Source organism: Streptomyces sp. UC4497 (assembly GCF_054871485.1).
Map to the genome: position 1 here is coordinate 1 of NZ_JBTYHB010000049.1, position 22,731 is coordinate 22,731.

15 protein-coding genes and 1 tRNA gene are annotated in these 22,731 nt (G+C 71.1%); 4 read left to right on the forward strand and 12 right to left on the reverse strand.

The annotated features are described in order from the left end of the window. On the forward strand, nt 1-1,369 hold a 1,369-nt coding region (locus ACYSUO_RS38450; protein WP_461780853.1), incomplete at its 5' end, for a bifunctional 3'-5' exonuclease/DNA polymerase. Between the two features lie 28 nt (nt 1,370-1,397). Here ACYSUO_RS38450 and ACYSUO_RS38455 read toward each other — a convergent pair. The 6 genes from ACYSUO_RS38455 to topA form a co-directional block, all read right to left on the reverse strand. After that, the gene (locus ACYSUO_RS38455) at nt 1,398-2,753 is read right to left on the reverse strand and encodes a hypothetical protein (RefSeq protein WP_461780854.1); all 1,356 of its coding nucleotides are present in this window, start codon (nt 2,751-2,753) and stop codon (nt 1,398-1,400) included. A 200-nt stretch (nt 2,754-2,953) separates the two neighbouring features. Next, a tRNA-Thr gene (locus tag ACYSUO_RS38460) sits at nt 2,954-3,027 on the reverse strand. Nucleotides 3,028-3,121: 94 nt separating this feature from the next. Then, nucleotides 3,122-4,699, reverse strand: coding sequence for an alpha/beta hydrolase (locus tag ACYSUO_RS38465; RefSeq protein ID WP_461780855.1), 1,578 nt, complete (start codon nt 4,697-4,699; stop codon nt 3,122-3,124). A gap of 69 nt (nt 4,700-4,768) precedes the next feature. Beyond that, on the reverse strand, nt 4,769-5,974 hold the full coding sequence (locus ACYSUO_RS38470; protein ID WP_461780856.1) for a DNA polymerase III subunit delta': 1,206 nt from the start codon (nt 5,972-5,974) through the stop codon (nt 4,769-4,771). Between the two features lie 93 nt (nt 5,975-6,067). Next, the gene (tmk, locus tag ACYSUO_RS38475) at nt 6,068-9,169 is read right to left on the reverse strand and encodes a dTMP kinase (protein WP_461780857.1); all 3,102 of its coding nucleotides are present in this window, start codon (nt 9,167-9,169) and stop codon (nt 6,068-6,070) included. A gap of 104 nt (nt 9,170-9,273) precedes the next feature. Beyond that, nucleotides 9,274-12,108 carry a type I DNA topoisomerase gene (topA, locus tag ACYSUO_RS38480; protein WP_461780858.1) on the reverse strand — a complete coding sequence of 945 codons (2,835 nt, stop codon included), beginning with the start codon at nt 12,106-12,108 and terminating at the stop codon, nt 9,274-9,276. 410 nt (nt 12,109-12,518) lie between these two features. Between topA and ACYSUO_RS38485 the strand changes: the two genes are divergently transcribed. Then, complete coding sequence (locus ACYSUO_RS38485) at nt 12,519-13,136, forward strand: TM2 domain-containing protein (protein WP_461780859.1); 618 nt, start codon at nt 12,519-12,521, stop codon at nt 13,134-13,136. Between the two features lie 3 nt (nt 13,137-13,139). Further along, a complete protein-coding gene (locus ACYSUO_RS38490) occupies nt 13,140-13,556 on the forward strand; it encodes a DUF2752 domain-containing protein (protein ID WP_461780860.1) in 417 nt (138 codons plus the stop codon). Nucleotides 13,557-13,631: 75 nt separating this feature from the next. Here ACYSUO_RS38490 and ACYSUO_RS38495 read toward each other — a convergent pair whose 3' ends face one another. The 6 genes from ACYSUO_RS38495 to bldG form a co-directional block, all read right to left on the reverse strand. Further along, complete coding sequence (locus ACYSUO_RS38495; RefSeq protein ID WP_461780861.1) at nt 13,632-13,829, reverse strand: hypothetical protein; 198 nt, start codon at nt 13,827-13,829, stop codon at nt 13,632-13,634. Nucleotides 13,830-13,948: 119 nt separating this feature from the next. Continuing rightward, nucleotides 13,949-15,475 carry a DUF7059 domain-containing protein gene (locus ACYSUO_RS38500; RefSeq protein WP_461780862.1) on the reverse strand — a complete coding sequence of 509 codons (1,527 nt, stop codon included), beginning with the start codon at nt 15,473-15,475 and terminating at the stop codon, nt 13,949-13,951. 153 nt (nt 15,476-15,628) lie between these two features. Beyond that, entirely contained in the window at nt 15,629-16,210 is a 582-nt protein-coding gene (locus ACYSUO_RS38505) for a small secreted protein (RefSeq protein WP_461780863.1), read from the reverse strand. A 264-nt stretch (nt 16,211-16,474) separates the two neighbouring features. Next, the gene (locus tag ACYSUO_RS38510) at nt 16,475-18,886 is read right to left on the reverse strand and encodes a sodium-translocating pyrophosphatase (protein ID WP_461780864.1); all 2,412 of its coding nucleotides are present in this window, start codon (nt 18,884-18,886) and stop codon (nt 16,475-16,477) included. Nucleotides 18,887-19,221: 335 nt separating this feature from the next. Then, entirely contained in the window at nt 19,222-19,647 is a 426-nt protein-coding gene (locus ACYSUO_RS38515; RefSeq protein ID WP_461780865.1) for an ATP-binding protein, read from the reverse strand. A 115-nt stretch (nt 19,648-19,762) separates the two neighbouring features. After that, complete coding sequence (gene bldG / locus ACYSUO_RS38520) at nt 19,763-20,104, reverse strand: anti-sigma factor antagonist BldG (RefSeq protein ID WP_125514212.1); 342 nt, start codon at nt 20,102-20,104, stop codon at nt 19,763-19,765. Nucleotides 20,105-20,186: 82 nt separating this feature from the next. Between bldG and ACYSUO_RS38525 the strand changes: the two genes are divergently transcribed. Continuing rightward, nucleotides 20,187-22,643, forward strand: a complete 2,457-nt coding sequence (locus ACYSUO_RS38525; protein ID WP_461780866.1) for a DEAD/DEAH box helicase — start codon at nt 20,187-20,189, stop codon at nt 22,641-22,643. Nucleotides 22,644-22,731: the final 88 nt, after the last annotated feature.

The following is a 22,731-nucleotide window of genomic DNA, read 5'->3' on the forward strand; positions in this document are numbered from 1 at the left end:
ACCCGACCCCCCGCCCCGCGTCGCCGCCCCCGGCTCCCAGTCCTCCCTCTTCGAGCCCCGCCCACCCGTCGACGTCCCGCTGACCGATCTCGTCGACGTATACGCGGAGCAGCAGCGCCGCCACGAGGCGACCGCCCAGCCGGGCCGGATGCGGCTGCTCACCGCGTCCGAGTCGGCAGGCATGCTGGTGGCGGCGGAAATGCACGCGGCAGGCCTGCCGTGGCGCGCGGACGTGCACAGGTCCGTACTGCAGGAACTGCTCGGCGAACGCTACGGAGGCGGCGGCGAGCCACGCCGCCTGGCCGAGCTGGCGGACGAGGTGTCGGCGGCGTTCGGCAGACCGGTGCGCCCCGACCTCCCCGCCGACGTGATCAAGGCCTTCGCCCACGCCGGCATCAAGCTCACCTCGACCCGCCGCTGGGAGATCGAGGGCATCGACCACCCGGCCGTACCGCCCCTGATCGAGTACAAGAAGCTGTACCGGATCTACACAGCCCACGGCTGGTCCTGGCTCCAGGACTGGGTCAGGGAGGGCCGCTTCAGACCCGAGTACCTGCCCGGCGGCACCGTCTCCGGCCGCTGGACGACGAACGGCGGAGGGGCCCTGCAGATCCCCAAGGTCATCCGCCGCGCGGTGATCGCCGACCCCGGCTGGCGGCTCGTCGTGGCCGACGCCGACCAGATGGAACCACGCGTCCTGGCCGCGATCTCCCGCGACCCGGCGTTCATGGAGGTCTCGGGCCAGGCCGCCGACCTCTACCAAGCGGTCTCCGACCGGGCGTTCGCCGGTGACCGGGGCCAGGCCAAGCTGGCCGTGCTCGGCGCCATATACGGGCAGACCTCGGGCGACGGCCTGAAGAACCTGGCGCTGCTGCGACGCCGCTTTCCGCAGGCCGTCGCATACGTCGACGAGGCGGCGCGCGCGGGCGAGGAAGGCCGTCTCGTGCGCACATGGCTGGGCCGCACCTGCCCGCCCGCCGTGGGCTCCGCCGATCCCGACGAGGCCGGCATCCCCCAAGACGAGCCCGAACAGCCGTCGGACGCGGGCGGGTTGACGTACGGCTACGCCTCGTCGAACTCCCGTGCCCGCGGCCGTTTCACCCGCAACTTCGTGGTGCAGGGCAGCGCCGCCGACTGGACCCTGCTCGTCCTCGCCGCGCTGCGCCGCGAACTCACGGACATGGCAGCCGAGTTGGTCTTCTTCCAACACGACGAGGTGATCGTGCACTGTCCGGCCGAGGAGACGGACCGGGTCAGCGAGGCGATCCGCGAAGCAGCCGACCTGGCCGGCCGGATCGCCTTCGGCGAAACGCCGGTGCGCTTCCCGTTCACGGTGGCGGTCGTGGAGTGCTACGCGGACGCCAAGTGACCGGTGCGCACGAGCGCTCACCGACGAATCAGCTCGTGCCGTCGTCGTCTTCGCGGGGCGTCCCCTGTACGAGGAAGCCGAGGACGGGGACCAGCAGTCCCACCGCGGCGGTCCACGGGCGCCAGCCGCCTGCGTCCGGGATCAGGAGCAGGGCGGCCAGGCAGCCGAGGGAGACCGCCCAGGTCAGCAGGACCGACAGGGAGGCCGTCGTGAGCCAGCCCGCGCCGAGGTCGAGGAGCCGGACACGGCGCTGCGGGTCGGGCTGGGCAGGGTGTGTGTGGCCCGCCTTGACGGTGCGCTCGGCCACCGGGACCGGGACCGCCCCGGGCAGCTGCCAACCGTCGTCGCCGACCAGGTCGGCCAGGATGTCGCGGCCACGGCGCCGTCGCGGATCCCACAGCAGCCAGGCGTGACTGCCGCGGAGGACATGTCCGGCAACCTCGCTGGACATCTGGGAGTGGAACGGGACCTCCGTGTCCTCCCTGTCCCGGCCCTGGAGCACCAGGCCCTTCAACCGCCGGGTGTTCTCCCGCCGCTTGCGCTCGTCGGCCGCCGACGCTCCGCCGGCCGGAGGGGCGTCGACGTGCTCGCCCGCTCCGGTGACGGTGACCCGCAGGGCCTGCCACTCGGGGCCGACGGTGCGGGCGCGACGGCGGGTGCTGCCGGTCAGCCAGCCGGCGACCAGGCCGAGCGTGACCAGCACCCAGAACCCGGCGATCACCCACCCGGTGCCGACTTCCACGGCCCGGCCATCGAGCTGCCGCTCCACATCAGCCCGCTGATCGTCACCGACGGCACCCAACCCGGGCCGCTCGGGAACGTACGCCACGTACAACTCGGCGCCGACCTCCTGGCGCCGGTTGGTGGTCGCCTCGAACGACGCCGGCACCCCGTCCCCGCCGCTCGCCGAGGGCAGCGACACGGTGAAGTCGGCCGTGGCACCGGCGCGCGGGCTGGAGCCCTCCGCGACCTCGTTCTCGATCCTGGCGATCGGAAGCCGCTCGATGACCGCGCCCTCCTCGGCCAGCACGGCACTCGTGCCCGAACCGCGCGCGTCGGCGGCGCCCACCGACACCCACAGGGCCAACAGCGCCGGAACGGCGACCAGCACACTCACCGCACGCACCGACAGTCGGCCCGCCCCACCGAGCGCCGCCGGCATAGCGCCTTCGCCGCGCCCCACCGCCCCCGAGGCGGCCCGCACGGCCCGCCGGTAGGTCTCCCGGCGGGACCGCCCTCCGTCGCGGACCACCGCCGCACCCAGGATCACCACGCACACGGCGAGCACCCCCAGCGCACACCGCACGACAACGTCGCGCACCCCCGTCGCCCCCAGGAACAGCCACGCGGCGGTCAGCACCACGAGCGCAAAGGGAGCCGCCACAACGACGAACCTCCCGGCCCGGAAGAACCCCCCGTCACACTCCGCCGCACCGACGCCGCCCCGGCCCTCATCCACAGCCGATTCGCTGCTCACCCAAACGCTCCCCGTACCGGTTGGAAACTCGTCCCCGCTGCGCAGGTTCTGACCAGGAACGACAAAACCCCGGGTCGGAATGGAATCCGACCCGGGGTTTCAGTCTGAGCCGCCTTCGGGATTCGAACCCGAGACCTACGCATTACGAGTGCGTTGCTCTGGCCATCTGAGCTAAGGCGGCGCCGCCGCGCGCACCGGAGTGCGTCAGCAACGTCGCCAATCCTACACGCTCCACAGGGGTGCTCCGCACAGCCTTTGTGGCCAGGGGACACGCACTACGAGCAGCGCTTTCCGTCGGTCGGCGGGGTGCCGGTCAGCAGGTAGTCGTCGATCGCTCCGTCCACGCAGTCGCTGCCGCGGCCGTACGCCGTGTGGCCGTCGCCGTCGTACGTGAGGAGGTGGCCGGAGGAGAGCTGGGCGGCGAGGGACTTCGCCCAGCGGTAGGGGGTGGCCGGGTCGCGGGTGGTGCCGGCCACGACGATGGGGGCGGCGCCTTCGGCGGTGATGCGGTGGGCTTCGCCCGTCGCCTTCACCGGCCAGTAGCCGCAGTTCAGGGAGGACCAGGCGAGGCCCTTGCCGAAGACCGGGGAGGCCTTCTCGAAGTCGGGGAGCGCCTTCTCGACCTCCGCGGGCGAGGTGAAGGACGGGGGCTGGTCCAGGCAGTTCACCGCGGCGTTGGCGAACATCATGTTCGAGTACGTGCCGTCGGGGTCGCGCTCGTAGTAGCTGTCGGAGAGGGCGAGCAGGCCCGCGCCGTCCTTGTGCTTCATGGCCGCGGTGAGAGCCTCGCGCAGCTGCGGCCAGGCCCCCTCGTCGTACATCGCGGCGATCACGCCGGTCGTGGCGAGGGCCTCGCCGAGCTTGCGGCCGCTCTGGTCCCCGGTGCCGATCGGCGAGCGGTCGAGGGTGGTGAAGAAGTCCTTGAGGCGCTTGCCCGACCGGTCGGGGGTGCCGGTGCCGAGGGGGCAGTCGGACCGCTTCGCGCAGTCCTTCGCGAAGGACTTGAACGCCGTCTCGAAGCCGGCGGTCTGCTGTTCGTTCATCTCACGCGCGGGCAGGGAGGGGTCCATCGCGCCGTCGAGGACGACCCGGCCGACCCGCTCCGGGTACAGACCCGCGTACGTCGCCCCCAGGAACGTCCCGTACGAGGCGCCTACGTAGTTGAGTTTCCCGTCGTCGAGCGCCGCGCGTACGAGGTCCATGTCGCGGGCCGCCTCGACCGTGGAGACGTGCGGCAGGACCCGGCCCGACGTGCGGTTCGACGCCTCGCAGCCGGCGCCGAAGCTCTTGTAGGCGGCGGTCAGGCGGGCCTGCTCTGCCGTGTCGTCCGGGGTGACGTCGGTCTGCGTGTACGCGTCCATCCGCTTGCCGTCCAGGCACTTGACGGGCTCGCTGCGGGCGACGCCGCGCGGGTCGACGGCGACCATGTCGTAGCGGGCGCGGACCTTCTCCGGGTAGCCGATGCCCGCGTACGACTGGAGGTAGCCGATCGCCGAGCCGCCGGGCCCACCCGGGTTGACCAGGAGCGAACCGAGGCGCTTGCCGGGACCCGTGGCCTTCTTCCGGGAGACGGCGAGGTCGATGTCACCGGCGGACGGCTTGTCGTAGTCGAGCGGCGCCTTGAGGGTGGCGCATTCGAATCCGGGCACGCCGCACTCGTGCCACTTCGGGGCCTGGTCGTAATACGGGGCCAGATCGGCCGGCGTGGCCCGGGGCAACGCGGCGAGCGAGGAACCCGGAGCACCCGAACTGCCCGAGGCGCAGGCGGAGATGGCGGCGAGGGCCACCCCGGCAGCGGCGGCGAGTACGGCGGGTCGGCGGCGTGAGATGAGGGGGAGGCGCCAGGAGTACATCGGCCGAGCGTAACGCTCCGCGCGCGGCTGGTCACCTTGCGCAATCAAGCTCCGCCGGGCACCCCACGACTACCCCGCCCGCAGCGCCACCGTCATCGCCTCCACCGCCAGCAGCGGCGCCACATTCCCGTCCAACGCCACCCTGCACGCCCCGATCGCCTCGATCCGACGGAGCGTCGACTCCGGCGACGTACTGCGGGCGACCCGCTCCAACGTGTCCTGGATCTCGACGTTGGCCAGGTCCACGCGCGAGCCGAGCTGCATCGCGAGCACGTCCCGGTAGACCACCGTCAGCTCGGTGAGCGCCAGGTCGAGGCTGTCGCGCTGCGAGCGCGTGCGGCGCCGCTTCTGCATGTCCTCGAGGTCCTTCATGACACCGGCCGTGCCGCGCGGCATCCGGCCGCCGCTCTGCGCGCCCATCGCCGCCTTCAGCTCCTCGGTCTCCTTGGTGTCGACCTCTTCGGCGAGCTGCTTGGAGTCCTCGGCGGCCGCGTCCACCAGTTCCTGCGCCGCCTTGAGGCAGCCGCCGATCTCCTCGACGCGCAGCGGCACCTTCAGGACGGCGGCCCTGCGCTCCCGCGCGCGCGGGTCCGTGGCCAGACGGCGGGCCCGCTCGATGTGGCCCTGCGTGGCACGGGAGACGGCCGCCGCGACGTCCGGCTCGATGCCGTCACGTCGCACGAGCATGTCGGCGACCGCGGAGACTGCGGGCGTGCTCAGGGTGAGCAGGCGGCAGCGGGAGCGGATCGTCGGCAATACGTCCTCCACCGAAGGCGCGCACAGCAGCCACACCGTGCGCGGAGCCGGCTCCTCCACCGCCTTCAGGACCGCGTTCGCCGACTTCTCGTTGAGCCGCTCGGCGTCCTCCACGAGGATCACCTGCCAGCGACCGACGGCCGGTGAGGTGTACGACTTGCGGACCGTGTCACGCATGTCGTCGACGCGGATCTGGGTGCCGACCGCGGCCACCGTCGACACGTCCGCGTGCGTGCCGAGCAGCGCCGTGTGGCAGCCGTCGCAGAACCCGCAGCCGGGGGCGCCGCCGAGCGCGCGGTCCGGGCTGACGCACTGGAGGGCGGCGGCGAACGCGCGGGCCGCGGTCTCCCGGCCGGCCCCCGGCGGACCGGTGAACAGCCACGCGTGCGTCATCTTCGACGAAGCCGGCGGCGGGGTGTGCGCGGTGGCCGCCGTCACCAGGGCGTCCGCGTCCCGCGCGGCCGCGGACAGCTCCGCGATCACCCGCTCCTGACCGACCAGGTCGTCCCATACGGCCATGCGGCCACCGTCCCTTGCTACTGCCGAGCCCCAGTGAGACCCATTGTGCCGGTCACCACTGACATCGCCCGAACCGTGGCCAACCGCGCTGCCCTACCGGCGCCGCCCCCGGTCGTCCTCGTCCTCACGGCCACCGAGCAACTCGTCCGCCAACGACGGCAGGTCGTCCAGCGGCGTCTCCTCCGCCCAGTCGGGCCGAGGCCGCCGCGGCTTGCCGTTCTCGTCGACCTGCGGCAGCTCCGCCGTCCGCTCGTTGGGCCCGTCCGGGCCGGAACGAGCCGGCCGCTCGTCGCGGAAGTAACCGCTCGGCACCCGGTCCGCGGGCTCGGACACCTGGGGAAGGACCGCCGTCTCGTCCGCCGCGCCGGGCACGGGCGGCTGCGGCAGCTGCGTCGTCTCCTCGGCGTCCCGCGGGTCGTTCGCCCGCGGCAGCACCGTGGTCTCCTCGGCCTCCGAGGGCTCGGGGGCCTTGGTGAAGTCGACGATCGGCGTCGGCACGGTCGTCTCGTTGTCCGGGACGTCGGCTTCCGGAGCCCGGTCGCGCGGCGCCTCGCTCGGCAGCTCCACCTTGCGCAGGTTCGTGGTGGGCGCGCTCGCGCTCCGCTGCGCCTCCTCCGCGGCCCGAGCGGCGAGCCGCCGCGCCTCCTCCGCGCGCAGCAGCGCCTCTTCGGCCTTGCGCTGCTTCTCCAGGCGCCGCTCCTCGGCCTCGGCCCGGAGCCGCGCCTCGTCCTCGGCCTGCTTACGAAGCCGCTCCTGCTCGGCGGCGCGTGCCTCTGCCTCGGCCTTCAGGCGGGCCCGCTCCTCCTCGGCCTTGCGGCGCTCCTCCTCGGCGCGCTGCCGGGCCTCCTCGGCCTGCCGCTCGGCCTCCAGGCGCTGCGCCTCCTCCAGCTCGCGGCGCTTGCGCTCCTCCTCCTCGGCGCGCAGCTTGGCGAGCTGCTCCTGGCGCTCGCGCTCCAGGCGCTCCTCCTCCGCCTTGCGGGCGGCCTCTTCCTCGGCCTTGCGGCGCGCCTCTTCCTCGGCGGCCTTGCGGGCCTCCTCCTGCGCCTTGATCTCGGCCTCGGAGAGCGGGAGGAGTACGTCGAGCCGGTGCCGGATGACGGTCGTGACGGACTCCGGCTCCTGGCCGGCGTCGACCACCAGGTAGCGGCCGGGGTCGCCCGCCGCCAGCGTCAGGAAACCGGAGCGCACGCGCGTGTGGAACTCCAGCGGCTCCGACTCGAGTCGGTCCGGCGCCTCGGTGAACCGCTCGCGCGCGGCCTCCGGATCGACGTCGAGCAGCACGGTCAGGTTCGGTACGAGACCGCTGGTGGCCCAGCGGTTGATGCGGGCGACCTCGGTCGGCGACAGGTCGCGCCCTGCGCCCTGGTAGGCGACGGACGAGTCGATGTACCGGTCGGAGATGACGACGGCGCCGCGCTCCAGCGCGGGCCGGACGACCGTGTCGACGTGCTCCGCGCGGTCGGCGGCGTACAGCAGCGCCTCCGCGCGGTGCGAGAGACCGGCCGACGAGACGTCGAGCAGGATGGACCGGAGCCGCTTGCCGACCGGCGTGGCGCCCGGCTCGCGCGTGAGGACGACCTCGTGGCCCTTGTCGCGGATCCACTCCGCGAGCGCCTCGGCCTGCGTCGACTTCCCGGCGCCGTCCCCGCCCTCCAGGGCGATGAAGAAGCCGGTCGAGGCCGGGGCCTGCACCGGGTCGTTCCCGCCGAGCAGCGCGTCCCGCAGGTCGTGCCGCAGCGGCACCCCGCTGCGGTCGTCGGCCTTGGCGAGCACCAGCGCGGCGACGGGCAGCAGCAGCGCGCCCACGAGCATCAGCGTGAACGCGGCGCCCCCGTGCGCGAAGACGAACTTTCCGCTCTCCAGGTGGTGCGGACCGATCAGCGCGGCAAGGACGGGCGCGAGCAGCGCGCCGAGCGCGACGGACACGCGTACGACGGCCTGGAGGTGCTCGGTGGTGCGCGCCCGCCGGAACTCCTCGGTCTCCTGGTCGAGCAGCGCGTGTCCGGTGTTCGCCGCGATGCCCGCGGTGACTCCGGCGATCGTCACGAGGAGGATCACGCTCGTCACGTCGGGCACCAGGCCCGCGGCGAGCAGCGCGATACCCGTGAACGCGATGGCGAGCGCGAAGAGGCGGCGCCGCGAGAGCGTCGGCAGCACCTTGGGCGCCGTGCGGATACCGATGACGGTGCCGCCGGTCAGGCCGAGCACGAACAGGCCGAATGTGACCGGGCCACCGCCCAGGTCCTTGGCGTGCAGCACGGAGACGGCGACGGCCGCCGAGATCGCCCCGGCGACGCAGGAGCAGGCGAGCACGAGCAGCCGGATCGCGCCGGTGCGGCCCTTGTCCACGCCCGTACCGGTGCTGGGCCTGCGCAGCCCCTCCAGCGGCGACCGCGCGCGCGGGGTCTGCGTGGCGGGCAGCTCCAGGAAGAACACGACCGACAGGGAGGCGGCGAACAGACCCGCCCCTACGTAGGACGACAGCGCCACCTGGTGCACGGCGAACCAGTCCACGCCCGCGCCGATCAGGTTCTGCACCAGGGTCACGAGGACGAGGCCGGCCGCGCCGAGCGGCACGGCGATGAATCCGGTGCGCAGCGAGAGCCGCCGCAGCGCGTCCGTGTGGTCGGGCAACGGCCGTACGGCCGCGCCCTCCAGCGGCGGCGGGGGCAGCAGCGCGGGCGCCGCGCTCGTCTTGGCGACGGTCCAGAACCGCTCGGCGACCCCGGCGACGAACGCCGTCACGAGGAGGATCGCCAGCGCGTTGTCCGGCACCCAGTCGATCCACAGGGGAGCGACGATGAGCAGCGCGGCGCGCACTCCGTCGGCGCCGACCATGGTCCAGCGCCGGTCGAGCGGCCCGCCGGGCGTCGTCAGCGAGGTCAGCGGTCCGAGCAGGACGGCACCGAACAACAGCGTCGACAGGATCCGCGCCCCGAACACGGCGGCGACGGCGAAGGCCACGCCCCGGTATCCACCACCGAAGGACTCCTCGGGGATGGCCGTCTGCACCGCCAGCACCACGAGGACGAGCAACCCGATCACGTCGCCGACTCCGCCGACGAGTTGCGCCGACCACAGTCGCTTCAACTGAGGTACGCGCAACAAGGCGCGCACCGCACGCTCTCGGGAGTCCGCGACCAGGGCGTCGTCTGGGGCCGTGTTGGGGTCCGTTGGCTGCTCGGCACGGGTCATTCGTCCAGCCTATAGGGACCCGCCGACACACCGAAGGTGTGTTCCCGCTGTGAACGCCTCCCCGCATGGTTCACGGGGAGGCGTTCATTCCGCTGAGCGGCCGACTACTCGGCCGGAGCCGTCTTCTTGGCGGCGGTCTTCTTCGCGGTCGTCGTCTTCTTGGCCGCGGTCTTCTTCGCCGTGGTCGTCTTCTTGGCGGCCGTCTTCTTCGCCGTCGTCTTCTTCGCGGCGGTCTTCTTGGTGGGCGCCTTCTTGGCGGCCGTCTTCTTCTTGGCCGGACCCTTCGCCCGCTTCTCGGCGAGCAGTTCGAACCCGCGCTCCGCCGTGATCTCCTCCACGGAGTCCGCCGAGCGCAGCGTCGCGTTGGTCTCGCCATCGGTGACGTACGGGCCGAAGCGGCCGTCCTTCACCACGACGGGCTTCTCGCTGACCGGGTCGGTGCCGAGCTCCTTGAGCGGCGGCTTGGCGGCCGCGCGACCGCGCTGCTTCGGCTTGGAGTAGATCTCCAGGGCCTCTTCCAGCGTGATGCTGAAGAGCTGCTCCTCGGTCTCCAGGGAGCGCGAGTCCGTGCCCTTCTTCAGGTACGGGCCGTACCGGCCGTTCTGCGCGGTGATGTCGACGCCCTCGGCGTCCTGGCCGACGACGCGCGGCAGCGACATCAGCTTCAGGGCGTCGGCCAGCGTCACCGTGTCGAGCGCCATGGACTTGAAGAGCGAGGCGGTCCGCGGCTTCACCGCGTTCTTCCCGGTCTTCGGGGTGCCCTCGGGGAGCACCTCGGTGACGTACGGGCCGTAGCGGCCGTCCTTGGCGATGATCTGACGCCCGGTCTCCGGGTCCGCGCCCAGCTCGAAGTCGCCGCTCGGCTTGGCGAGCAGCTCCTCGGCGTACTCCACCGACAGCTCGTCGGGCGCGAGGTCCTCGGGTACGTCGGCGCGCTGGTGGTTCTCGGAGTCGCGCTCGCCGCGCTCGATGTACGGGCCGTAGCGGCCGACGCGCAGCATGATGTCGTTGCCCACGGGGAACGACGAGACCTCGCGGGCGTCGATCGCGCCCAGGTCGGTCACGAGCTCCTTGAGACCGCCGAGGTGGTCCCCGTCGCCGTTCCCGGCGTCCGCGGCGCCGCCCTGGCCGTCCGAACCCTCACCGAAGTAGAAGCGCCGCAGCCACGGCACGGCCTGCGCCTCGCCACGCGCGATGCGGTCGAGGTCGTCCTCCATGGAGGCGGTGAAGCTGTAGTCGACCAGCCGGCCGAAGTGCTTCTCCAGCAGGTTGACGACGGCGAACGACAAGAAGGAGGGCACGAGCGCCGTCCCCTTCTTGAAGACGTAACCGCGATCCAGGATGGTCCCGATGATGGACGCATACGTAGACGGGCGGCCGATCTCGCGCTCTTCGAGCTCCTTGACGAGCGAGGCCTCGGTGTAGCGCGCGGGCGGCTTGGTTGCGTGGCCGTCGACCGTGATCTCCTCGGCGGACAGGCCGTCGCCCTCGGCGACCTGCGGAAGCCGGCGCTCACGGTCGTCGAGCTCCGCGTTCGGGTCGTCGGCGCCCTCCACGTAGGCCTTCAGGAAGCCGTGGAAGGTGATCGTCTTGCCGGAGGCGCTGAACTCGGCGTCGCGGCCGTCGGCGGACGTGCCACCGATCTTCACCGTGACGCTGTTGCCGACCGCGTCCTTCATCTGGGAGGCGACGGTGCGCTTCCAGATCAGCTCGTACAGCTTGAACTGGTCGCCGGTCAGGCCGGTCTCGGCGGGCGTGCGGAAGCGGTCGCCGGAGGGGCGGATCGCCTCGTGCGCCTCCTGCGCGTTCTTGACCTTGCCGGCGTACGTACGCGGCTTGTCCGGCAGGTAGTCGCTGCCGTAGAGCTGCGTGACCTGCGAACGGGCGGCCGCGACGGCCGTGTCCGACAGCGTCGTGGAGTCCGTACGCATGTAGGTGATGAAGCCGTTCTCGTACAGCTTCTGGGCGACCTGCATGGTCGCCTTCGCGCCGAAGCCCAGCTTGCGCGAGGCCTCCTGCTGCAGCGTCGTCGTACGGAACGGGGCGTACGGCGAGCGGCGGTACGGCTTGGACTCGACGGAGCGTACGGAGAACTGCGTGTTCTCCAGGGCGGCGGCGAGCGCACGGGCGTTCGTCTCGTCGAGGTGCAGCGTGTTCGCCGAGCTGGCCTTCACCTGGCCCAGCGAGTCGAAGTCGCGGCCCTGTGCGATGCGCTTTCCGTCGACCGCGCTGAGGCGGGCGACCAGCGACGACGGGTCGGAGGAGTCACCGGCGCGGCCCGTCGCGAACGTGCCCGTCAGGTCCCAGTACTCGGCCGAGCGGAAGGCGATGCGGTCGCGCTCGCGCTCGACGACGAGGCGGGTGGCGACGGACTGGACGCGGCCCGCCGACAGGCGCGGCATGACCTTCTTCCACAGGACCGGCGAGACCTCGTAGCCGTAGAGGCGGTCGAGGATACGGCGGGTCTCCTGGGCGTCGACCAGCTTCTTGTTCAGCTCACGCGGGTTCGCGACGGCGGCCCGGATCGCGTCCTTGGTGATCTCGTGGAAGACCATCCGGTGGACCGGGATCTTCGGCTTGAGGACTTCCTGGAGGTGCCACGCGATGGCTTCGCCCTCGCGGTCCTCATCGGTTGCGAGGAAGAGCTCGTCGGAGTCCTTCATCAGGTCCTTGAGCTTCTTGACCTGCGCCTTCTTGTCGCTGTTCACGACATAGACGGGCTGGAAGTCGTGCTCGACGTCCACGCCGAGGCGGCGCACCTCGCCCGTGTACTTGTCCGGGACTTCGGCCGCGCCGTTGGGGAGGTCGCGGATGTGCCCGACGCTCGCTTCGACGACGTATCCGGGGCCGAGATAGCCCTTGATCGTCTTCGCCTTGGCGGGCGACTCGACGATGACGAGTCGGCGGCCGCCCTGTGCGGTCTCGCTGGTCGGGGACAACTTCGCTCTTCTCTCCGGTCGGCGGTTCGGGGCCTCTTCGATGGCTTTCTCCCGCGGGATCGTGCCGTTTCTGCGGCACTGCTGCGGAGTGTGACGGTACCTCCCGCCGGTGTGTCAAACGGGAAAAGCACGCAGCAGCCACTCGGAACGGTAACCCGACTCCTCGTGATCCTGCCCCCGGACCGCTGAGCGGACGCCTGGCCTCCGGGTGTCGGCAGGGGCGTCCCGTGCGCCGGGTTCCTGTGGCGAACGTCCCCATTGAGCAGTGGTGAACGTCCCCATCGAGTAGCGGTCTCGTGCCCTCGGACTCCCCCGTTTATCCCTTCCTGACAAGATGGCGCATGGCTGGGGGAGCCCGCGGGGAGCCTCCGGCTCGTCCCCAAGGCATCACTATCCAGGAGCTTCCCGACATGTCCGAGAACAATCCGTACGGCCAGCCTCCCAAGGACCAGTCGGGCGGGAACCCGTACAACCAGCCCCCGGCGGACCAGCCGGGCCAGCAGGGCGGCCCGTACGGCTACCCGCAGCAGGGCTCGCAGCCCGGCTACGGCACGCCGCCTCCTGGTCAGCCCGGTCAGCCCGCCCCGCCGCAGGGCCAGCCCGGCTACGGCACGCCGCAGGGCCAGCCCGGTCAGGCCGGTCAGCCCAGCTACGGCTACCCCTACCCCGGCTCCGCCCCGGCCGGCGGCGGCGCGTACCCGCCCCCGCCGGGCCCCGGCATGGGCGCCCCGAACATGGGCCCCGGCATGGGCATGCCCTACGACCCTGCCGCGCCCTACGGCTACGACCCGTACGGCCGCCCGTACTCGGACAAGACGAAGCTCGCCGCGGGTCTCCTCGGCATCTTCCTCGGCGCGTTCGGCGCGGGCCGCTTCTACACCGGGCACACCGGGATGGCCGTCGCGATGCTCATCGTGTCCGTGGTGACCTGCGGTTTCGGCAGCATCTGGGGCCTGATCGACGGCATCATGATGCTCGCCGGCGGCAACGCCACCGACTCCCAGGGCCGTCTGCTGCGGGACTCCTGACCCGTGCCCCGCACCGCATCCCCCACGGCCCGCCTCAGGAGCGCGCTCGACGCCCCTGCGGCGGCCCCGCTCGGGGTGCTCGCGGCGGGGGCGGGAGCCGCGCTGTACCTGTACGGCACGGACCCGCACGAGCCGGGCCACTTCCTGCCGGGCTGCCCCTTCCGCATCACCACGGGCCTGCTCTGCCCGGCGTGCGGCGGAACGCGGATGGTCTACGACCTGATGCACGGTCAGTACGCCATGGCCTGGCACGACAACGGCGCGCTGCTGCTCGCCGCCCCCTTCGCCCTTGCCCTGCTGGGGCGTTGGGCGTACGAGGGGCTGCGCGGCCGCCGCTGGTCGCCGTCGATCGGGGGGCGCGGCGCGACCGTGATCCTGGTCGGGGCGTTGATCTGGGCGGTGCTGCGCAACGTGTTCTGAGCGGCGCCGGGGCAGCTTCGGGGCAGCGTCCGAGCCGCTCCTGAACGGCGCCCGGACGGACCGCCGCAGGCCGGCCTAGACCTGGCCGAAGCACCACACGGCGAGCGCCAGGGCTCCCGCCCCGGCCGCACTCGCGAGCACCACCGACGTCACGGGGCGCACCCCGTACGCCACCGGCTCACGGTGCGCCGCGCGCGCCCCGGTCCACGCCAACAGGCCTGCCCCGAACAATCCGAACACCGCGCCTGCGAACACCGCGGGAACACTCTCCATCGCCTTGCCTCCCCCAGCTACGGACCGATTTCCGGTACCCAGGCGGGCGACGCTGACACGGGTAGCCGAACCCCGGATGAACTCCCGGGCGCCACAAGGCGAAGAGCGGCCGACCGGTCTCATTCGACGGGCGTGAACGGCTCCAGGAACCCCTGCTCGACCAGCGTCCGGATCTGCGCGGGCGTGCGGTCGCGCAGCGACACCGGGTCCTCGCCCATGAGTTGGGCGATGGCGTCCAGGATCGTCCCGGCGCTCAGCGAGCCGTCGCAGACGCCCGCGAACCCGGCGCCGACCGTGTCCACCTTCGTCGCGCGGCGCATCCCGCGCCCCTGCCGCAGCACGACGTGCTCCGGGTCCTCGGCGCCCGGAAGCCCGACCTGCTCCTGCACGACCTCGCCGGCCAGCTTGAAGTGCGCGCCGAGCAGCGCCGCGTCGTCGTGCGCCCGCAGCCAGTCGACCCGCTCGAAGTGCGCGCGCACGGCGTCGCCGAGCGGCTGCTCGACGGGGTGCGGCCACTCCTCGATGACGATGGAGGGCTCTTCGGCGGCGGTCTTCCTGAGCGTGATCCAGCCGAAGCCGACGGCCCGCACCTTGCGCGCCTCGAACTCGTCGAGCCACGCGTCGTACCGCGCCGCGTACTCGGCCGGGTCGCCGCGGTGGTCACCGGCGTCGCGCAGCCACAACTCGGCGTACTGCGCGACGTCCTGCACCTCGCGCTGCACGATCCAGGCGTCACAACCGCGCGGCACCCAGGAGCGCAGCCGCTCGGCCCACTCCTCCCCCTCCACGTGCTGCCAGTTGGCCAGGAACTGCGCGTACCCCCCGTCGTTCAGGTGCTCCCCTGCCCCCTGAACGACCGAGCGGCACAGATCGTCCCCGCTCATGCCGCCGTCCCGGTAGGTGAGGCGGGCTCCCGGGGAGATCACGAACGGCGGGTTGGAGACGACCAGGTCGTACGTGGCGTCGCCCACGGGCTCGTACAGCGACCCCTCCCGCAGCTCGGCGGCCTGCACGCCCGACAGCGCGAGGGTCAGCGCGGTCATGTGCAGCGCACGCGGGTTGAGGTCGGTCGCGGTGACCCGCGTGGCGTGGCGCGCCGCGTGCAGCGCCTGGATCCCGGATCCGGTGCCGAGGTCGAGGGCCGAGCCGACGGGCGTACGCACGGTGATCCCGGCGAGCGTCGTGGACGCCCCGCCGACCCCGAGCACGACGCCCTCCTCGCTGCTGCCGATGCCTCCGGCGCCCCCGACCGCGCACCCGAGGTCGGACACGATGAACCAGTCCTCGCCCTCCGGGCCGCCGTACGGGCGCACGTCGACGCTCGCCGCGACCTCGTCGCCCCCGACGGCCCGCAGCCACCCGCTCTCCAGGCACGCGTCGAGCGGCAGCACCTCGGCCACGCGCTCGCGCGGCGCGGGCTGCTGCAACAGGAAGAGCCGGACGAGCGTCTCCAGGGGCCGCTCGCCCCGGGTGGCCCGCAGAGCGGGCACGGTCTCGCTGCGCGCGAGCGCCGCGTAGGCGGACGCCCCGAGCAGCTCGAGCAGCCCATCGGCAGTGAACTCGGCAGAAACCAACGCGTCACGCAGAGACCTGACGACGTCATTTCGATCAACAGAGGGCAGCGATACAGCAGCGGAAGAACTCACCCCACCATTGTGACCCGCACCGGCTGTGGGCAGGCGTTCCGCACGGCGGAACGGGTGGGCACAGCCCCCGGTGCAGGCCGCAGAAAACACGACGCACCCCCGGCGCAGCGCGGCAATGGCGCAACCCCGGGGGCGCAGAAGAAAACGTGGGACCTAGGACCCCGAAGGCGTAGCGGAAGCGCTCTTGCAGCTCTCCTGCTTCGCCATCGCCTTGCCCACGTCCCCCTCCTCGAGGTTCTTGAGCGCGTCGCTGCCGTCCTGGCTCAGCGTGTCCAGCTGGCCGGCGATGTCCTTGAGTCCCTCGGCGAACTTCGCCTGGTCACCGGTGTCGAGCTTGTCGACCTTCTTCTTCAGGTCGGCGTACGACGTCGAGATCTTGTCCAGTTCCTTGACGGCGTTCTGCTGCTTCTTGTCACCGCCGTCGACCGGCGGGGCCCCGGCCTTGTCGACCGCGTCACCGATCGCCTTGTACGCGTCGGACATGTCCTGGAACGCCTTCGAGTCGGTCCTCTGGACCTGCTCGGGTTCGCTGTTGTCCGAGGTCTCCTTCTGGATCGCGGTGTTCGCGGCCTCGATCTTCTTGGCCTGCGGCTGGACCTTGTCGCAGACCTGCTTGGCCCAGGAGTCCAGCTTCTCGTTGCTGTCGTCGCTGCAGCCCGACAACGCCAGTACCAGTACCGCACCGCCGGACAGTGCGGCAGCAAGCTTCTTGTTCACCGGATTGGTCCCTTCCATGGCTCTCGGCCCCGGAACTTACACGCCACGCACACGACAATCGCACGCCGGGTGTCCTATACGACCACTTTATTGACCTTTAGCAGCCATTTGCACCAAGAGAGATAAGGCTCACTGAAACCGGAAGGGCCCGCCCCGCAGACGTAAGGAAACTACGCCAGAACACAACGATGGGCGGACAGCCCGTCAAAAGACGCTGTCCGCCCACCTGTTGTCGTACTGACGCGCACTCAGGTCACGTACGCACGTTTCTTACGCACTTCCTTACGTACGTGTCGTGGAGACCACGGCAGGATCCGCCTGCTCCGGCACCCGTCCGGTGCCTCCCGGGTCCCCGTCGTCGTCCCCGCCGACCGCGATGCCGCGCCGCTTGGACATGTACACGGCACCGATGATCACGGCGAGCGAGACGACCGCGGCCGCGATCCGCACGCCCACGCTCGCATCCTCCCCGTAGCTGAACTTGACCACCGCGGGCGCGATGAGCAGCGCCACGAGGTTCATCACCTTCAGAAGCGGGTTGATGGCGGGGCCCGCGGTGTCCTTGAACGGGTCGCCGACCGTGTCGCCGATGATCGTCGCCTCGTGCGCCTCGCTGCCCTTGCCGCCGTGGTGCCCGTCCTCGACGAGCTTCTTGGCGTTGTCCCACGCGCCGCCGGAATTGGCGAGGAAGACGGCCATCAGCGTGCCCGTCCCGATCGCCCCAGCGAGATACGCGCCGAGCGCGCCGACGCCGAGCGTGAAGCCGACCGCGATCGGCGCAAGAACGGCGAGCAGCCCGGGCGTGGCGAGCTCCCGCAGCGCGTCCTTCGTGCAGATGTCGACCACACGCCCGTACTCCGGCTTCTCCGTGTAGTCCATGATCCCGGGGTGCTCACGGAACTGCCTGCGCACCTCGTAGACCACGGAACCCGCCGACCGCGAGACCGCGTTGATGGCGAGCCCGGAGAAGAGGAACACCACCGCGGCTCCGGCGATGAGCCCCACCAGGTTGTTGGGCTGCGAGATGTCCATCACGAGGTTCATCGGCCCGCCGTCGCCGACCTTCTCCCCGACGTCTCTGGCCGCGGTGAGGATCGCGTCCCGGTACGAGCCGAACAGCGCGGCTGCCGCGAGCACGGCGGTCGCGATGGCGATGCCCTTGGTGATGGCCTTCGTCGTGTTGCCGACGGCGTCCAGGTCGGTGAGCACCTGCGCGCCCGCGCCCTCGACGTCGCCGGACATCTCGGCGATGCCCTGCGCGTTGTCGGAGACCGGGCCGAAGGTGTCCATGGCGACGATGACGCCGACCGTGGTGAGCAGCCCCGTACCGGCCAGGGCGACCGCGAACAGGGCGAGCATGATCGACGCACCACCGAGCAGGAACGCCCCGTAGACGCCGAGCCCGATCAGCAGCGCGGTGTAGACGGCCGATTCGAGGCCGATGGAGATGCCGGCGAGCACGACGGTCGCGGCCCCGGTCAGCGACGATTTGCCGATGTCCTTGACCGGCCGCCTGCTCGTCTCGGTGAAGTACCCGGTGAGCTGCTGGATGAGGGCCGCGAGCACGATGCCGATCGCCACGGCGACGACCGCGAGGACCCGTGGGTCGCCCGCCTTGCCGCTGATCGCCGCGTCCGTGACGCCGTCCAGGTCGGCGTACGACCCCGGCAGATAGGTGTAGACGGCGATGGCCACGAGCACGACCGAGATCACCGCGGAGATGAAGAAGCCGCGGTTGATGGCGCTCATCCCCGAGCGGTCGGAGCGGCGCGGCGCGACGGCGAAGATGCCGATCATCGCCGTGACGACACCGATCGCGGGCACGATCAGCGGGAACGCCAGGCCCGCGTCGCCGAAGGCCGCCTTGCCGAGGATCAGCGCGGCGACCAGCGTGACGGCGTACGACTCGAAGAGGTCGGCGGCCATTCCCGCGCAGTCTCCGACGTTGTCGCCCACGTTGTCGGCGATGGTCGCGGCATTGCGCGGATCGTCCTCCGGAATGCCCTTCTCGACCTTGCCGACCAGGTCGGCGCCGACGTCGGCGGCCTTGGTGAAGATGCCGCCCCCGACACGCATGAACATCGCGATCAGCGCGGCGCCGAGCCCGAAGCCCTCCAGGACCTTGGGCGCGTCGGCCGCGTAGACGAGCACGACACAGGAGGCGCCGAGCAGGCCGAGCCCCACCGTGAACATGCCGACGACGCCACCCGTACGGAAAGCGATCTTCATTGCTTTGTGCGATACCGCGGTGAGATCCTTTTCCGGCTCGCCTTCCGCCGGGGTCGCTTCTCGTGCGGCGGCGGCGACGCGCACATTGCTGCGCACCGCGAGCCACATTCCGATATAGCCGGTGACGGCCGAGAACACCGCGCCGATCAAGAAGAAGATCGACCGGCCCGCGCGCTGATTCCAATCGTCCGCCGGAAGCAGCATGAGCAGGAAGAACACCACGACGGCGAATACGGCGAGTGTTCGCAGCTGCCGACCCAGATAGGCTTTCGCGCCTTCCTGGACCGCGCCTGCGATCTCCTTCATCGAGTCCGTGCCCTCACCGGCCGCGAGTACCTGGCGCACCAGGACTCCGGCCACGGCGAGCGCCGCGAGCGCGACGACGGCGATGACGACGACGATCAATCTGTTGTCGTCGGTCAGAACTGCGGCTGCGAACGTAGCAGGGGTAGAGGGCTCCGCCATTCGTCCTCCTTGACGCTTGGACTGAGCTCAAGATGTGGACGGATTGTAGGGAGCGGACCCTGATCAAAACAGGGCGCGGCAAACGGAATTGTTTCCTACCCAGCAAATGTTCGGTGAACCTCGCCCGGCAGACCGAGGCGGAATTACTAACCCCCTGAAGGCATTAGCGAAGATCCTTTATTGGCCGATTGGTTGATCGACATTGGTCGATTGGTTGATCGACATTGGTCGATTGGTTGATCGACCTCAGGAAATACCGAAGAGGCCCGGTTCACCGACTGGTGAACCGGGCCTCTTCGAAAGATCTCCGGGCAGCGCGCGGAGCGCTCGGCGCGCTACGGAAGCGTCGTCGGCAGCGTCGGCCAACTCATCCGAATGAGTCCGCCGTCCGTCTCCGCGGTGACCTCGACATCGTCCACGAGGCCGCTGATGACGGCGAGACCCATCTCGTCCTCACCCTCGGCCTCCAGATCGTCGCCGGAGCCCGCCGCGTCCGACTGGTGCGGCGTGCGCGGCGCCTCGTCACCGACCTCGATGGAGAACTGCTTCTCCTCCTCGATCAGGGCCACCCGCACCGGCGCCGAGATGCCGCTGCTCTGGTGCAGCCCGACAGCGCGGCTGCAGGCCTCACCGACGGCGAGCCTGACCTCGTCGAGCACGGCCTCGTCCACGCCCGACCTGCGCGCCACGGCTGCCGCCACCAGACGGGCCGTCCTGACGTGCTCGGGCAGAGGGCTGAAGCGGAGTTCGACAGTGGCCATGCATCCCCCTCGGACAGACGGGCCCACGGTTGTACGAGCGTGCTCCCGGGGACCGGCCGGCCTGGGCCGCCCGATCCCCTTGTCTCCGCCGGTGTCGCCACCGGCATCAACCGGATCAGTCGGTCGCCGAGACGGCTTCCTCGACCGAGGTGTGGATCGGGAACACCTTGGTCAGTCCGGTGATACGGAAGATCTTGAGAATGCGCTCCTGGTTGCACACCAGGCGCAGCGAGCCCTCATGGGCACGCACGCGCTTCAGGCCGCCGACCAGCACGCCGAGCCCGGTGGAGTCGAGGAAATCCACGCCCTCCATGTCGACGACAAGGTGGAAACTGCCGTCGTTCACCAGCTCGACCAGCTGCTCGCGCAGCTTGGGCGCGGTATATACATCGATTTCGCCACCGACCTCGACGACCGTACGATCGCCGACGGTACGGGTCGACAGGGACAGGTCCACGGATCCTCCAGCACCTTGCTATCGAGCGGTCGCCCCTCGGGGACACCTCGGCTTGATCCCCCGGGACGGTTCGCCAGCCGCGATGGCATTCAATCACTTACCGGCAGGCGTGCACGACGCCTTGAGAGCATTGTCCGTCACGCCAGTGACACACTCGGTGCCGATGGCCAAGAATCACCGATCCGATCGACCCTCGGCATCCGCCCCAGACCGCCCCTCTCCCGGTGCGGTCCTGGACCGGCTCGCCTCGGGTCCGAGCAGGGCTGCGCGCATCACCCATACGGAGCACTTGCCCCCTCGCCCCGGCCGTCATGCCGTCTGGCCCGATCGGATCCGATCCGAGGTCATCGCGGCCGTACAGACCGCCGGAATCGCGCACCCCTGGGCCCACCAGGCACTCGCGGCGGAGCACGCCCTGGACGGCGATTCGGTGGTCGTCGCCACCGGCACGGCCTCCGGCAAGTCGCTCGCGTATCTGGTCCCGGTCCTGTCGACCCTGCTCGACGGATCCGAGGCACCGAACGGGCGCGGCGCGACCACGCTCTACCTCTCCCCGACGAAGGCGCTCGCGGCGGACCAGTGCCGATCGGTGAAGGAACTTTCACAACCGCTCGGTACGGCGATTCGGCCAGCGGTCTACGACGGCGACACCCCGTTCGAGGAACGCGAGTGGGTACGCCAGTTCGGGAACTACGTCCTCACCAACCCGGACATGCTGCACCGGGGCATCCTGCCCTCGCACCCGCGCTGGTCCTCCTTCCTCAAGGCGCTCAAGTACGTCGTGATCGACGAGTGCCACACGTATCGCGGCGTCTTCGGCTCGCACGTGGCGCAGGTGCTGCGAAGACTGCGCCGCATATGTGCCCGCTACGGCTCCGACCCGGTCTTCCTGCTGGCCTCGGCCACTTCGGCCGAACCGGCCGCCTCCGCCCAGCGGTTGACGGGTCTGCCGGTCCTCGAGGTCGCGGACGACGCCTCCCCGCGCGGCGAGCTGGTCTTCGCGCTCTGGGAGCCCCCGTTGACGGAGATGCAGGGCGAGAAGGGCGCTCCGGTGCGGCGCACGGCGACGGCCGAGACGGCGGACCTCCTGACCGACCTCGCGGTCCAGGGCGTGCGCTCCGTCGCCTTCGTACGCTCCCGGCGTGGCGCCGAGCTGATCTCGGTGATCGCGCAGGAGCGGCTCGCCGAGGTCGACCGCTCGCTCGCCCGGCGGGTCGCGGCCTATCGCGGCGGCTATCTCTCCGAGGAACGCCGCGCCCTCGAAGCGGCCCTGCACTCCGGCGAGCTGCTCGGCCTCGCCGCCACCACCGCCCTCGAACTCGGCATCGACGTCTCGGGGTTGGACGCCGTACTGATCTCCGGCTACCCCGGTACGCGCGCGTCCCTGTGGCAGCAGGCCGGCCGGGCCGGGCGCTCGGGCCAGGGGGCGCTGGCGGTCCTGGTGGCCCGCGACGACCCCCTGGACACGTATCTGGTCCACCACCCCGAGGCCCTCTTCGACCAGCCGGTCGAGTCGACGGTCCTCGACCCGGACAACCCGTACGTCCTGGCTCCGCACCTGTGCGCGGCGGCGGCGGAAATCCCGCTGACGGAACCCGACTTGAAGCTGTTCGGCCCGGCGACCGAGGAACTCCTTCCGCAACTGGAGGCGGCGAAGCTGCTGCGGCGCCGCAACGCCACGAAGGCCTGGCACTGGACGCGCCGCGAGTCCGCGGCGGACCTGGCGGACATCCGCGGCGAGGGCGGTCCTCCTGTGCAGGTCGTCGAGGCCGGCACGGGCCGGCTGCTCGGCACGGTCGACGCGGGCTCGTCCCACACCACGGTCCACGACGGAGCGGTCCACCTCCACCAGGGCCGCACGTACGTGGTGAAGAAGCTCGACCTCGACGACAACGTCGCCCTGGTCGAAACAGCGAACCCCACCTACTCGACCACCGCCCGCGACACCACGGCCATCTCCATCCTGGAGACCGACGTCGAAGTCCCTTGGGGCGACGGCAGGTTGTGCTACGGCTCGGTCGAGGTCACGAACCAGGTCGTGGGCTACCTCCGCCGCCGACTCATCACCGGCGAGGTCCTCGGCGAGACCAAGCTCGATCTCCCTCCTCGTACGCTGCGCACCCGCGCGGTGTGGTGGACGGTCACGGAGGACCAGCTGGATGCGGCCCGCGTGAACCCCGAGATCCTCGGCGGCGCCCTGCACGCCGCCGAACACGCCTCCATCGGCCTGCTGCCCCTCTTCGCCACGTGCGACCGCTGGGACATCGGTGGCGTCTCGATGCCGCTCCATCCGGACACGCTCCTTCCCACGGTCTTCGTCTACGACGGTCATCCCGGCGGCGCGGGCTTCGCCGAACGCGCCTTCCACACCGCCCGCGAGTGGCTGACCGCCACCCGTGAGGCCATCGCCTCCTGCGACTGCGATGCCGGTTGCCCCTCGTGCATCCAGTCCCCGAAGTGCGGCAACGGCAACGAGCCGTTGCACAAGCGGGGGGCGGTGCGGCTCCTGTCGGTGCTGCTGGAGGGGGCGGCGGGGTAGGTGGGTGCGCCTCGGCCGTTCCGTTGCGGTCGACCGCTCCTACGCCACGGGGCTCCGCCCCGGACCCCGCGCCTCAAACGCCGGCGGG